14 protein-coding genes and 1 pseudogene are annotated in these 12,510 nt (G+C 74.3%); 8 read left to right on the top strand and 7 right to left on the bottom strand.

The annotated features are described in order from the left end of the window. Positions 1-11 precede the first annotated feature (11 nt). Positions 12-503, top strand: a complete 492-nt coding sequence (locus tag ACFWBD_RS06850; protein WP_385663708.1) for an acyl-CoA thioesterase — start codon at positions 12-14, stop codon at positions 501-503. Between the two features lie 33 nt (positions 504-536). On the opposite strand, the gene ACFWBD_RS06855 is transcribed toward ACFWBD_RS06850, so the two are convergent. The 5 genes from ACFWBD_RS06855 to ACFWBD_RS06875 all read right to left on the bottom strand — a co-directional run bounded on the left by ACFWBD_RS06855 (position 537) and on the right by ACFWBD_RS06875 (position 6,573). Further along, a complete protein-coding gene (locus ACFWBD_RS06855) occupies positions 537-2,468 on the bottom strand; it encodes a copper resistance CopC/CopD family protein (protein WP_385663711.1) in 1,932 nt (643 codons plus the stop codon). 164 nt (positions 2,469-2,632) lie between these two features. Then, a complete protein-coding gene (locus tag ACFWBD_RS06860; protein WP_385663713.1) occupies positions 2,633-3,397 on the bottom strand; it encodes an SDR family NAD(P)-dependent oxidoreductase in 765 nt (254 codons plus the stop codon). Beyond that, a complete protein-coding gene (locus tag ACFWBD_RS06865; RefSeq protein ID WP_385663716.1) occupies positions 3,394-3,879 on the bottom strand; it encodes a cupin domain-containing protein in 486 nt (161 codons plus the stop codon). Before ACFWBD_RS06865 ends, ACFWBD_RS06860 begins: the two co-directional genes overlap by 4 nt. Then, entirely contained in the window at positions 3,876-4,514 is a 639-nt protein-coding gene (locus tag ACFWBD_RS06870; RefSeq protein WP_385663719.1) for a GNAT family N-acetyltransferase, read from the bottom strand. Before ACFWBD_RS06870 ends, ACFWBD_RS06865 begins: the two co-directional genes overlap by 4 nt. After that, positions 4,507-6,573 (bottom strand): penicillin acylase family protein, encoded by a 2,067-nt coding sequence (locus ACFWBD_RS06875; RefSeq protein WP_385663721.1) that lies wholly within the window; start codon positions 6,571-6,573, stop codon positions 4,507-4,509. Before ACFWBD_RS06875 ends, ACFWBD_RS06870 begins: the two co-directional genes overlap by 8 nt. Positions 6,574-6,650: 77 nt before the next feature. Here ACFWBD_RS06875 and ACFWBD_RS06880 point away from each other — a divergent pair, with 77 nt between their 5' ends. From ACFWBD_RS06880 to ACFWBD_RS06895, 4 genes are all read left to right on the top strand, one after another. Further along, positions 6,651-7,394 carry a siderophore-interacting protein gene (locus ACFWBD_RS06880; protein WP_385663724.1) on the top strand — a complete coding sequence of 248 codons (744 nt, stop codon included), beginning with the start codon at positions 6,651-6,653 and terminating at the stop codon, positions 7,392-7,394. A gap of 24 nt (positions 7,395-7,418) precedes the next feature. Further along, positions 7,419-8,021, top strand: coding sequence for an HhH-GPD-type base excision DNA repair protein (locus ACFWBD_RS06885; RefSeq protein WP_385663727.1), 603 nt, complete (start codon positions 7,419-7,421; stop codon positions 8,019-8,021). An 830-nt stretch (positions 8,022-8,851) separates the two neighbouring features. Beyond that, positions 8,852-9,163: a hypothetical protein gene (locus tag ACFWBD_RS06890; protein WP_385663730.1), complete on the top strand. Its 312-nt coding sequence runs from the start codon at positions 8,852-8,854 to the stop codon at positions 9,161-9,163. 79 nt (positions 9,164-9,242) lie between these two features. Then, positions 9,243-9,365: a hypothetical protein gene (locus tag ACFWBD_RS06895; RefSeq protein WP_351761623.1), complete on the top strand. Its 123-nt coding sequence runs from the start codon at positions 9,243-9,245 to the stop codon at positions 9,363-9,365. Positions 9,366-9,383: 18 nt separating this feature from the next. On the opposite strand, the pseudogene ACFWBD_RS06900 reads toward ACFWBD_RS06895, so the two are convergent. After that, positions 9,384-9,812 (bottom strand): annotated as a pseudogene (locus ACFWBD_RS06900) (helicase HerA-like domain-containing protein); the annotation flags it as partial. 260 nt (positions 9,813-10,072) lie between these two features. On the opposite strand from ACFWBD_RS06900, the gene ACFWBD_RS06905 reads away from it, so the two are divergent. Beyond that, complete coding sequence (locus tag ACFWBD_RS06905; RefSeq protein ID WP_004943146.1) at positions 10,073-10,369, top strand: type II toxin-antitoxin system VapB family antitoxin; 297 nt, start codon at positions 10,073-10,075, stop codon at positions 10,367-10,369. A gap of 132 nt (positions 10,370-10,501) precedes the next feature. Next, positions 10,502-11,170: a LytR C-terminal domain-containing protein gene (locus ACFWBD_RS06910; protein ID WP_385663733.1), complete on the top strand. Its 669-nt coding sequence runs from the start codon at positions 10,502-10,504 to the stop codon at positions 11,168-11,170. 61 nt (positions 11,171-11,231) lie between these two features. Here ACFWBD_RS06910 and upp read toward each other — a convergent pair whose 3' ends face one another. Continuing rightward, positions 11,232-11,867 carry a uracil phosphoribosyltransferase gene (upp, locus tag ACFWBD_RS06915; RefSeq protein WP_351761628.1) on the bottom strand — a complete coding sequence of 212 codons (636 nt, stop codon included), beginning with the start codon at positions 11,865-11,867 and terminating at the stop codon, positions 11,232-11,234. A 168-nt stretch (positions 11,868-12,035) separates the two neighbouring features. On the opposite strand from upp, the gene ACFWBD_RS06920 reads away from it, so the two are divergent. Continuing rightward, the gene (locus ACFWBD_RS06920; protein ID WP_385663736.1) at positions 12,036-12,239 is read left to right on the top strand and encodes a hypothetical protein; all 204 of its coding nucleotides are present in this window, start codon (positions 12,036-12,038) and stop codon (positions 12,237-12,239) included. The last annotated feature ends 271 nt before the right edge of the window (positions 12,240-12,510 follow it).

The raw sequence follows: 12,510 nt of genomic DNA on the forward strand, positions 1-12,510 counted from the left end.
GGAGTGACACCTTGACCCTGACCCACGCCCTGGCGTCCGACATCCGCCGCACAGGCACCGGGCGCCCGCCCCTGGAGGTGCCGGGGTGCCGGCCGCACCTGTATCTCCGCCAGGTACGCATGAGCGACCTGGACTCCATGAACCATGTGAACAACGTCCGGCTGCTGGAGATGATCCAGGACGCCCATATGGACATGTTCTATCTGCGCCCCGGACTGCCCGGGCAGGAGATCCGCCCGAGGTTCGTCTACGCACGCCACGAACTCGACTACACGGAACCCCTCGTCCTCCAGCCGGAGCCGGTCACCATCACCACGACCATCGGTGACCTGCGCCGCTCGACCTTCCGCGTCACCAGCCGCGTCACCCGCGACGCCCAGGTGTTCTGCACCTGTGTGAGCACGGCCGTCGCCTACGATCCGGACGCCCGGTGCTCCCGCCGGCTCGAGGAGGAGGAACGTGCCCTCGCGGCCCGTCACGCCACTCCCGACCCGGCGCGCTGACCGGCGGCCGCCCGGCGCAGGGCGGCCCCTGTCTCAGCGCACGATCTCCACCGGCTTCGACTCGCTCACCTGGTCGGTATCCGACACCCGTACCGTCACCTTCATCTCCCAGGTGCCGGGCAGCGGCAGGTTGACCGTGTCGGCGGCCCAGTAGCCGCCCCGGTCGGTGACCTTGGCGTCGAGGGGGCCGATGTCCTGGTCGGGCAGGCTGAAGGAGACGCGCAGCTCGGGAATGCTGACGAAGCCGCCGTCGGGGCCGTAGACCACGGCCTGGAGGCTGCTGTCGCCGACCCGGCCCGGATCGAGGGTGACCTGCACCTTGCCGCTGACACCGCGGACACCGGGATCGCCGGAGCCGATGGTGAAGGGGATGTTGGTCACGGAGGCCACGGGCAGCCCGGCGGACTGTTCCGCCGTCGCCGCCTCCGCCGCCGCCCGGCCGGGCAGGGTGCCCGTCAGGACGGTCGTGAAGACGAGGACGACGACGGAGACGACGACCTCGGCCAGTACGGAGCGGCGCAGCGCCCGGCGTTGGGCGTCCTCGGCCGGGGTGAGGGTCCCAGCGGCCGGCGGGCGGGGCTTCTCGGGCAGTCGCGGGCCGCCCACCGGGGCGTCGACCGAGCCGTCCGCCCGGCCTCCCGCCAGGCCCTCCACCGCGCTTTCGGCCCGGCCGCCCACCGGCTCCGGCACCCGCGCCTCCCGCACCTCCCGCTCCTCCCGCTCCTCCCGCTCCTCGTGCTCCCCCTGCTCCTCGTGCTCCCCCTGCTTTTCGGCGGTCTCCACCGTCACGTTCCTCGCCGTCCTTTCCCTTGTCACCGTCCGCCGGGACCGGGCCCCCGCCAGCAGCAGCAGCGTCACCGCGACCAGCTTGGCCAGCAGGACCCGCCCGTACGTGGTGTCCGTCAGCGCGGACACGGAGCCGAGGCCACGCCAGGACTGGTAGACGCCCGTCACCACCAGGACGGTCACCGAGAAGCCCGCCAGCTGCGAGAAGCGGCCGACCACGCGCGACGGGACGGACGCGCGGTAGAACAGGGTGAGCAGGGCCGCCAGGCCGCCCAGCCACACCGCCATCGCCAGCAGGTGCAGCACCGTGGACGTCATCGCCGCCGGGACCTGGATACCGGCCGACGCGTGTTCGGCGGCGGCCCAGGTCAGGGCAAGCCCCACGGCCAGCGCGGCGCCGGTCGGCAGCGCCGTGCGGGACGGCTGCGGCTGCTTCCCCTCCCGGAGGGCCTTCCGCTGCCACAGGAGGAAGGCCGCGGCCGCCGCGAGCAGCGCGAGGCGCGCCACCAGGGCCATGCCCGGCCGGGTGCCCAGCGTGCGGGTCAGACCCGACGGGTCCAGGGCCTGCGCGGGGCCGGTGCCGGTCTCGTAGGGGCCGCGGAGCAGCAGCAGGAACACCGTCGATCCGGCCAGCGCCCACCAGCCGGCCGACAGCAGCCCGCGCAGCGGCCGGACGTCCGGCGGGCGGCAGACGGCGATGAAGGCGGCCGTGCCGATGAGGAGCGCCGCGGCGAGGTAGGCGAGGTAGCGGCCGATGTTGAAGAGGCCTCCGGTGGCCGGGTTCTCCACGGAGGTGCTGGGCAAGGGCGGCGGGGTCGCGGACGGGGTGCCCACCGAGAAGGTGAAGGCGCCGGCGATCGGGTGGCTGTCCGCCGACACCACGCGCCAGGCGACCGTGAACGTGCCGGTGCCGAGCTGTGCGGGGAGCTTGACCCGCGCGGTGTCGGCGCGGCCGTCCGCGTGGCCCGCCTCGCCCGTGTCGACCCGCCGGTTGTCGGGGTCGAAGACGCGGAAGGAGTCGTCGAGCAGGCCTACGGACTCGGTGAAGGTGAGGGTGATGGAGTCGGGGGCTGTTTTGACGACGCTTCCGTCGGCGGGGTCGGCGCCGCGGAGGGCAGCGTGCGCCGAGGCCGGTCCGCCGCCGAGGAGGAGCAGGACCAGCACGGTGCCCAGCAGCACCAGCCCTTGAAGTCGCCTCCGGCCGCCGCCGTGTCCCCGGCCGCCGCGTCGCCCACCTTCGTGTCGTCCGCCATCTCGCCCTTCGCTCACGTCACCGCTCCGCCTTGCCTGAGACTCGACACTCGTGTGCTCGGAGATACGTACGCATGCACGGGGCACTCGGTTCACCACGTCGGCCGCGCCGACACCCCGCCGTCCACCACCAGGTCGTGTCCGGTGATCCAGGACGCGAGCGGGGAGGCCAGGAAGACGCAGGCGTCGCCGACGTCCTCCGGACGGCCCAGCCGGCCGACCGCGACCGCCTCCCGCCACCGCCGCACCCCCTCGGGCCACGCCTCGGCCAGCCCCTCCCGGTCGATCAGTCCCGGCGAGACCGAGTTCACGCGGATGCCGGCCGCCCCGTACTCCTGTGCCGCCGCCCGCGCGTGCATCACGACGGCGGCCTTGGAGGCCGCGTAGTGGGCGTGCCCGGGGGCCGGCCTCGCCGCTTCGACGGAGGCGATGTGCGTGATGCTCCCCCCTCGCTCCCGCATCACCTCCGCCGCCGCCTGCGTACAGGCGAACACGCTGGTCAGGTTGGTGTCCACGACCGCCCGCCAGTCGGCCGCCGGCATCCCGGGCAGCTCCTGCACCGGCTGTACGCCCGCGTTGTTGACCAGCGCGTCGAGCCGTCCGCCGCCCCACTCGGCGGCCTGGGCCACCACCCTGCGGCACTCGTCCTCCACGGTCAGGTCGGCGCCGGCCAGGACGACGGCCCGTGCCCCGGTCCCGTCGGTGATCGCCTCGGCGAGCGCGTGGGCCGCCTCGGTCCCCGTCCGGCAGTGCAGCGCCACCGCCGCGCCCTCCTGGGCGAACCGCAGCGCGATGCCGCGTCCGATACCGCCGCCCGCACCCGTGATCAGGGCCACCCGGCCCGCCAGCAACGTCATGGACGGCACAGTCCCGCGATGAGGGCGGCCCGGTCCGGGTGCCGCGCCGTGAGGTCGGTCGCGTCGCCGTGTTCGTAGTCCCCGTAGGTGAAGCCGGGGGCCATCGTGCAGCCGAAGAAGGTCCAGGCGCCCCCGGCGGCCACCCGCGCGCCCATCCAGGTGCGGGCGGGCACGGTGAGCTGCGGCTGCTGCCCGCCGAGGAGGTCCGGGCCGAGCACCGCCGTACGGGAGCTGCCGTCGGGGGCGAGGAGCAGCAGCGCGAGCGGGTCGCCGAGGTAGAAGTGCCAGACCTCGTCGGTGGGCAGGCGGTGCAGGGCCGAGAAGTCCTCGGCGGTGAGCAGCGCGACGATCGCGGAGCCGGCGGGGCGGCCGTCCGGCCCCTGCGGACCCGCCCAGGTACGGCGGAACAGGCCTCCCTCGCGGGGGATCGGCTCCAGGTCGTAGTGCGCGACGAGGTCGTCGGCGGTGAGCGGTGAGGTCACCCGGGGAACGCTACCTCCCGGCGCAGAAACGCCAGCTGCGCCTTCTTCTCCGGCAGGTACACGTCCGGCAGGTCGATCTCCGGCAGCGTGACGACCGGCCCCTCCTCGAAGCCCTGCCTCAGGAAGCGGGCGACCGCCTTCTCGTTGCGCACATCGGGGTCCACCACGACGCGCGGCCGGTCAAGGCCGACCAGCACGTACGACGTGAACACGGTCAGCAGCGCCGCCGACCAGCCCGTCCGCGCCCCTCGCCCGCCGGCCGGCGCGATGAGCACGTGGACGCCGATGTCCCCGGGCTCGACCGGGTAGCACTCGCCGACCCGGTCCTCGGTCGGCTCGTAGGTCTGGAGGAGGGCGACCGGTTCGCCGTCCAGCTCGGTCAGGAAGGCGTGATGGGTGTCGAGACCGGCCATGTGGGCGTAGATCTCGGCGACCTGGTCCCGCGTCAGTCCGTTCATGCCCCAGAACGCGGCCCGCTCCTCGCTCACCCAGCCGTGGACGACGTCCGCGTCGCGCTCGGCGTCGAGGGGACGGATGCCGAAGGTGCCGAACCCGTCGATCACCCGCTCGTGCACGTGGACGCCCCGGTTGTCACGGCTGTCACGGTTGTCACGGTTGTCACGGCTGTCACTCATCGTCGCTCTCCTTCTTCAGCTGTGCCCAGTCGGTGACGACCGGGGCCAGTTCGCCCTTGAGCCACAGGGGGAGCTGGTCGTGGTGGTGGGGGTGGTCGGGGAGGCCGGACGCGCCGTACGGGACGACCCACAGGCTGTCCTCGCGGCGGGCCAGGTCCCACACGTAGCGGGCGGCCGGGCCGCGCGCGGCGAGGTCGGTCCAGCCGGGCACGGCCGAGGTGCACAGCACGCAGTCGTGGTCGCCGGCGAGGGCGGGGGCCTGCCGCCCGGGGTCGGGCAGCGCCTGCCAGGGGGCCAGGCGGTGGGTGTCGCCCCAGCGGGCGGCGGGCCGGCCTGCGACCTCCTCGACGGCCTCCCGTACGAGTGCCGCCCGGTCGACGCCGTACAGCTCCTCGGCGCGCAGGAGGTGTTCGAGGGCGAAGCCGACGCGCGGGATGAGGGCCAGCCAGGGGAGGAAGACCTCCGGGTAGGCGGGCGGGGTCGTGAGGGCCGCGAACGCCGGATGGGCGGCGAGACGGCGGACCAGGGCGCTGCGCAGGGCCGCGAACCGCGCCGCGTCCTGGCTGTCGGCGTCCATCCGGCGGTCCCAGCGCAGCAGGCGGTCGCGGAGCTCGGCGGCCGGTCCCGTCAGGTCGTCGAGGGCGGTCAAGTGGTCCAGCAGGGGCGCGGCGGAGGCCAGGTGGGTGTCCGTGTGGATGGCCGGCATGCCGGCCGCGGACCACTGCCGACGCCCGGCCAGCAGCGCCCGGATGCGGTCGGCGCGGTGCGGCGGGGCGAACTCGACGCCCAGCTCCCCGGCGGGGCCCCGCTGGTTCGCCATCACCGCGATGCCGTCGGCCAGTCCCGCGCGGGGCATCTCGTGCCAGCCGGTCCACTCGTGGCCGGGTTCCCAGGCGGGCACCAGCCGGGTGCCGTTCGCCTCGGCGCGCAGCGGCACCCTGCCAGCGACCCTGTGCAGCAGGCCGCCCTCGGTGTCGGCGGCCTGGACCACGTTGACGGGCTCGACCCAGAGGTCGAAGGCGCGGTCAACGTCGGCGACCCGGCGGGCCCGGAGCAGCGGGAGGAGCGCCCGGAAGCCCAGGTCGGCGGTGACGCGGGGCGGGTGGCGCAGCGCCAGGGCGAGCGGGGTGCCGTCGTCGAGGCCTTCCGGGCCGCCCGCGATCACCGGGCCCCGCTCGGTCTCCAGCACCTCCACCTCGACGGTCTCCTCGCCCGCCACCCGTACGAGTTCGGTGTGCCGGGCGACCCGCCGCCAGGTGCCGTCCGGGCCGAGCGCCTCGACGCCCGCGCCGGTGCGGCGCAGCCGTTCGCGGTAGAGGTCCTGGTAGTCGGCCATGGCGTTGGTGATGGCCCAGGCGACCGTGCCGGTGTGGCCGAAGTGGGCGATGCCGGGGACACCGGGGACGGCGAGCCCGACGACGTCGAACTCGTCGCAGGCCAGGCGGATCTGCTGGTAGACGCCGGGGTCCTCGATGAAGCGGTGCGGGTCGCCGGCGATGACCGCCTGCCCGGTGACCGTCCGCGCCCCGTCCACCAGCCAGCCGTTGCTGCCGGAGGTGCCGGGCCCGTCGGTGGCGAACAGGCCGACCGCCTCGGGGCCGAGGTGCCGGGCGGCCTCCTCGCGCCACAGCTTGGCGGGGAACCCGGCGAACAGGATGTGGGTGGCCAGCCAGACGGCGAGCGGGGTCCAGAATTCCCAGCGGCCGGGCGCGAGGCCGACCCGGGTGAACTCGGGGGCGTCGCAGGCGGCCAGCCCCTCGTTGACACCGTCGACGTACGCCCGGACCCAGTCCGCCGTCTCCGGGTCCCGTCTCTCGAGCTCGTCGAAGCAGCGCCTGGCCGTGTCGTCGAGGCGGGCGCGGCGCACGAACCGGTCCCAGGGGAGGGCCTCGGGGCCGAGGAAGGACGCCGAGGTACCGCGCGCCCGGTGCCGTTCGACCTCCAGTTGCCAGGCGCGGTCGCGGGCGGTGACCGATCCCTGGAGGCGGGCGAGGGCGTGGGCGCTGTCGGCGCGCAGATGCGGAACGCCCCAGGCGTCACGGTAGATCTCGGTCGTCACCCTCTGGCCCCTTTTAGCTTTAGGTTAGGCTTCCCTAAGTAGTTGTGCCGAAATCGTACGCGAGGGGTGACGAGGCCATGGCGCAGGGGCGGGGCCGGGAGGGCACGGTCCTCAGACTGATGCGGGCCGAGGACTTCACGCTCACGGTCACGGGCGTGGAGGAGGTCACCGGCGAGTACCGCCGGCTGCGCCTCTCGGACGGCGGGCTGCTCGCCGCCGGCGGCGTCCACCCGACGATCTGGATCCGGCTCTGGTTCGAGAACGCGGGCCGGCCGCACCAGCGGGCCTGCACCCTGGTCGACCCCGACCCGGCGGCCGGCGCCTTCGCCCTGGAGTTCGCGCTGCACGAGGGCGCGGCCAGCGACTGGGCACGGGCGGCCGTGCCCGGCGACACCATCGAGGCGACCGTCCAGGGCACCGGCTTCGAACCACCCGCCCCGGCCCCCTCGCACGTCCTCGTGATCGGCGACCCGGCCTCCCTGCCCGCGATCAACTCCCTGCTCGGCGAGGGCGAGGGAGCGCTCGGCTCCGCCCCGGCGACCCTCTGGTTCGAGGGCTCGCCCGACGGTCCGGACGGCCTCCCCTTCCGCACCGACCCCGCCCGCCACGAGATACGGCACGTGCCCCGCGCGGACTCGGGCGCCCACCTCGTCGAGCGGGTGAAGGCCGAACTGCCCGCCCTCCTGACGGCCACCCCCGACCCGTACGTCCGGATCGCCTGCGACACCCGCACCACCAGGACGCTGTCGGCCTGTCTGCGCAAGGAACTCGGCGTGCCCAAGGAGCGGCGGCACGCGCTGGGGTACCGGCGCGCGAGCTGACGGGCCAGGCGGGATCATCGACGCATGGACGTCACCCTTCACCTCTCCCAGGACCCCGAGGCCGACGAGCTCCTCGGGCGGTCCCCGCTCGCCGCGCTGGTCGGGATGCTGCTGGACCAGCAGGTTCCGATGGAGTGGGCGTTCAAGGGACCCCGGACGATCGCCGACCGGCTCGGCGCCGACGACCTGAACGCGCACGACATCGCCGCCCAGGACCCGGAGGCCTTCGCCGCGCTGCTCTCCGAGAAGCCGGCCGTGCACCGCTACCCCGGGTCCATGGCCAAGCGCGTCCAGCAGCTCTGCCAGTACCTCGTCGAGCACTACGACGGGGACGCCGGTGCCGTCTGGAAGGACGCGAGCAGCGGCAAGGAGCTGCTCGGGCGGCTCCAGGAACTGCCCGGCTTCGGCAGGCAGAAGGCGCAGATCTTCCTCGCGCTGCTGGGCAAGCAGCTCGGTGTGCGGCCCACGGGCTGGCGGGAGGCGGCCGGCGCCTACGGCGAGCCGAAGTCCTTCCGGTCCGTCGCCGACATCACCGGCCCGGAGTCGCTGACGAAGGTGCGCGCGCACAAGCAGGAGATGAAGGCGGCGGCGAAAGCAGAGAAGGCGGACAAGGCCGCGAAGAAGTAAGCCGGGTGACCCGCCCGGGGAGCGGGTGACCCGCCCGGGGAGCGGGTGACCCGCCCGGGGAGCGGGTGACCCGCCCGGGGAGCGGGTGACCCGCCCGGGGAGCGGGTGGCGGGCCCGGGGAGCGGGTGACCCGCCCGGGGAGCGGGTGACCCGCCCGGGGAGCGGGTGGCGGGCCCGGGGAGCGGGTGGCCCGCCCGGGGAGCGGTGCCAGGTGGCGGGCCCGGGGAGCGGGTGACCCGCCCGGGGAGCGGGTGGCCCGCCCGGGGAGCGGTGCCAGGTGGCGGGCCCGGGGAGCGGGTGACCCGCCCGGGCGCCGGGTGGCGGGCCCGGGTGCCGGGTGGCGGGCCCGGGGGGCGGGTCGCGGGCCCGGGTGCCGGGTGGCGGGCCCGGGTGTCGGGTGGCGGGCCCGGGTGTCGGGTGGCGGGCCCGGGTGGCGGGTCGCGGGCCCGGGTGCCGGGTGGCGGGCCCGGGTGCCGGGTGGCGGGCCCGGGTGTCGGGTGGCGGGCCCGGGTGTCGGGCGGCTCGCCCGGGTGGCGGGTCGCCGACCCGGGTGCCAGATGGCCCGCCCGGATGGCGGGCCCGGGTGCCGGGTGGCGGGTGACCCGCCCGGGTGCCAGGTGGCCCGCCCGGGTGCCAGGTGGTGGGCCGACGCCCCGCGGGCGGGCAGCGGTACCCACGAGCCCGAGTCGCCCTTCGAGGGCCCCGCACTCCCGCTCCCGCGCCGCCCGGCGGATCGTGTGGCACACCGTGTGAGCCGGTTGTCCGCCGAACGGGCGGATCCGGCCCCCGGCATGCTGAACCCAGGGCGTGTCGCGGGGAGATGACCTCCCATGAGCCCCGCAGCCCGCCTCCCCCGCAGCCGCACCTGGCTGCGGACGCTCGTGCTGCTGCTCGCCCTGCTGGTGCCGGGTGCGGCCGCCGAGGTCTCCGCGGCACCCGTCGCCGCCGCCGAGGTTGCCGAGTACGACGCCCTCGACACGGCGCTGCGACCCGCCCCCTGCGCCCACCACCCCGCCGCCCTGCGACGCCCGGCGCCCCTCCCGGCCCCCGCGCCCGGTGTCCCCGCGGACCGGCCGCGCCCCGCGCCGCACCGGCCGTCGTACGCCCTGCACGCCCTGCGCACCGTGGTCCTGCGCTGCTGACGGACGCCGTTCCCAGGCCCGCCGACGATCAGCCGCTCGGCGCTCACGCTCACGCGAGAAACATGCGAGGGAAAGAGTCATGCCCACAGACCCGTACGCGATCCTGCGCGCCCTGCTGCGCGCGGAGGCCGCGCGCAGCGCACCGAAACCGCAGGTGAAGGAAGCGAAACCGCGGCAGGCCCCGGAGCACCGGGACCGCTGACCGGTCGGCGGAGGCGGACTACCGCCTCCGCCGGGCCGTGCCGAAGAGCGAGCGGGTGATCTCCCGGCCGATCTGCGTGCCGACGGAACGGGCCAGGGACTTGAACACGCCGCTGCCGACGACCTGCTCGACGACGGAGCGGTCCTCCTCGGGCCGCCGCGGCTCGGACTCCCGGGTCCGGGAACCCTTCGGTGACTCCGGCGACTCCGGCGACTTCGGCGACTTCGGCGGCTCCGGTTGCCCGGCGGGCCGGGCCGCCAGCTTCTCGAACGCGGATTCTCTGTCCACAGCCTGTGCATACCGCTCGTGGAGCGGGGGCTCCCGTGCCGCCCGGTCGAGGGCGGGGCCGTCGACCGGACCCATCAGCGACTCCGGGGCGCGCAGCCGGGTCGCGGCCACCCGCGTCGGAGCACCCTTCTCGCTGAGGACGGTGACGACGTGGCGCCCGCGACCAGTCCGTGCCTGCTCAGCATGGGAAGGGGGATGCGGACGGGGGCCTCGGGCAGGCACTTCCCGTCCCACAGCAGCGCGCCCAGGTCGAGGGCGGGCCCGGCGAACGCGTCCCCGTCGGCGATGTCAGCGGCCCTCGTCGACCCACTCATCGGCAGACCCTCGTTCCGTTTTACCCCCGTTCATCACGTCTTTTCCAGCGTCGTACTCCGTCTCCATGGCTGCGCCCGGAACGTCTGGACCGGTAGGCTTTCCGTGTGATCTTCAAGCGCATCGGAAACGGCCGGCCGTACCCCGACCACGGCCGGGAAAGCACCCGGCAGTGGGCGGACGTCGCGCCGCGCCCGGTCCGCCTCGATCAGCTGGTGACCACCAAGCAGCAGCTCGACCTGGAAACCCTGCTCGCGGAGGACTCCACGTTCTACGGCGACCTCTTCGCGCACGTCGTGAAGTGGCAGGGCGACCTGTACCTGGAGGACGGGCTGCACCGCGCGGTGCGGGCGGCACTCCAGCAGCGACAGGTACTGCACGCGCGCGTGCTCGAGCTGGACTGACCCTCCGCCAGGACCCCTCTCCCGCCCCGGTCGACCTCGCGCGTTGACCCTTTCGGGTGCTTTCCCGCGCCTCGAACGGTGTCGGATGATCGTTTATTCGTCACGGCCGCCCCGGCGCACTACGCTGCGCCCATGAGCATGCTGACTCCCCCCGGCATGGGCGGCAAGTACCGGATCACGGGGGACAAATACCCCCGCATGCGCCCCCATCGACGACGCGGCAGGCTGGCTGTCGTGGTCGTCGCCTGCGGTGCCGTGCTCGGCGTGGCCGGCTGGGGCACCCTTCAGCTCATCGACGTCTTCACGGGCGGCGGAGGGACGGCCACGGCCGCCGGTTCCGGCTGCTCGACGAAGGTGACGACGGCGACCAAGGCGAGCCCCGCGGCCTCCGCGTCCGCCGCCGCCGCTGTCGCGGGCTCGGCACCCAAGCCCGCGCAGATCACCGTGAACGTCTTCAACGCCACCACCCGCAGCGGCCTCGCCAAGACCACCGCGGACGAGCTGAAGAAACGCGGCTTCAAGATCGGCGAGGTGGGCAACGCCACCAAGCAGTACGACAAGAAGGTCGTCGGCACCGGGATACTGCTCGGCCCCGCGGCCTCGCTGAACACCTCGCTGCCGGTGCTCGCCACCCAGCTCACCACCGCCGAACGGCGCACCGACACCGCCCGTACGGGCACGACCGTCGACCTGATCATCGGCAACCAGTTCAAGGCGCTGACCAGCCAGGCGGCCTCGGTCAAGGCGCTGACGGCCCTGGCCGCGCCGCTGCCGACGGCAACCACGAAAAAGGGCTGCTAGCAGCAGCCCTTCCCGCCGTCCGGCCGTTCTCGAGAGTGACGAGTGTTTCGGCTCGCCCGGGCTATTCGGCCGCGCCGTACAGCCGGTCGCCCGCGTCGCCCAGGCCCGGGACGATGTAGCCGTGCTCGTTGAGGTGGTCGTCGACCGCCGCCGTGACGACGGTGACCGGGGTGCCCGCGAGCTCGCGCTCCATGAGCTCCACGCCCTCCGGGGCCGCGAGCAGCACCACGGCCGTCACGTCGTCGGCGCCGCGCCGGATCAGCTCGCGGATCGCGGCGACCAGCGTGCCGCCGGTGGCCAGCATCGGGTCCAGTACGTACACCTGGCGGCCGAGGAGGTTCTCCGGCATGCGCGTCGCGTACGTGGACGCCTCGAGCGTCTCCTCGTTGCGGATCATGCCCAGGAAGCCCACCTCGGCGGTCGGCAGCAGCCGGACCATGCCGTCGAGCATGCCGAGGCCCGCGCGCAGGATCGGCACGACCAGCGGGCGGGGGTAGGAGAGCTTCACGCCGGTGGTCGGGGAGACCGGCGTCTTGATGTCGACCTGCTCGGTGCGCACGTCACGCGTGGCTTCGTAGGCGAGCAGGGTGACCAGTTCGTCGGCCAGCCGGCGGAAGGTCGCGGAATCCGTGCGCTGGTCGCGCAGCGTGGTGAGCTTGTGGGCGACCAGGGGGTGGTCGACGACGTGGAGACGCATGTCCACAACAGTAACCGGGCCGAACCCGCCCGGCGTCCCCACTCACGGTGAACCTCTCCCCCTCGGCCTTCCCCCGGGTTGGGCCGTTGGCTGGCGTCAAACCGCCCGTCGGAGGGAAAGTGGGGGAAAGGTAAGGAGACGGACCGGGGTACCCGGAGTGGTGTGCTGATGCCTGAGCTGCCCAACCTGCCCGACAACGACTCGCCGAAAAGGGCGCGGCCGGACGAGACCGACGCCGAGCGCCGTCGGCGCCGCGCCCGGTTTCTGCGCGAGCTGGCCGAGGCCCGCGCACTGCGCGACCGGGTCCAGCCGCGCCGCGCCAAGACCGCCCGTCTGCGCCACGCGATGCGCATGCGCACCTTCCGCTGGTAGCCGCAGCCGTACGGGACTTGGGGCATACGGGGAAGATCGCCACCGCCACGGGTGTCACGTGGGGCGGACGTGCGTGGGCGCGCGGTAAAGCCGCGTACGATCCGCTGGTGGCGGCAACGAGAGCGCTGGTGAGTCACTCACGGACGTCTCATGGACGTGCTCATGGACGTCCTCGTGGGCGTGCGATCAAAACCACCCAACACAGGGAGCCGAAGACGTCCCCTGGACGCCTTGTTTCTGCCACGATTCCCAGTGGGTGGGGCTCGGAGCC

It is taken from the genome of Streptomyces sp. NPDC060002, assembly GCF_042737245.1.
Lineage (GTDB): Bacteria > Actinomycetota > Actinomycetes > Streptomycetales > Streptomycetaceae > Streptomyces.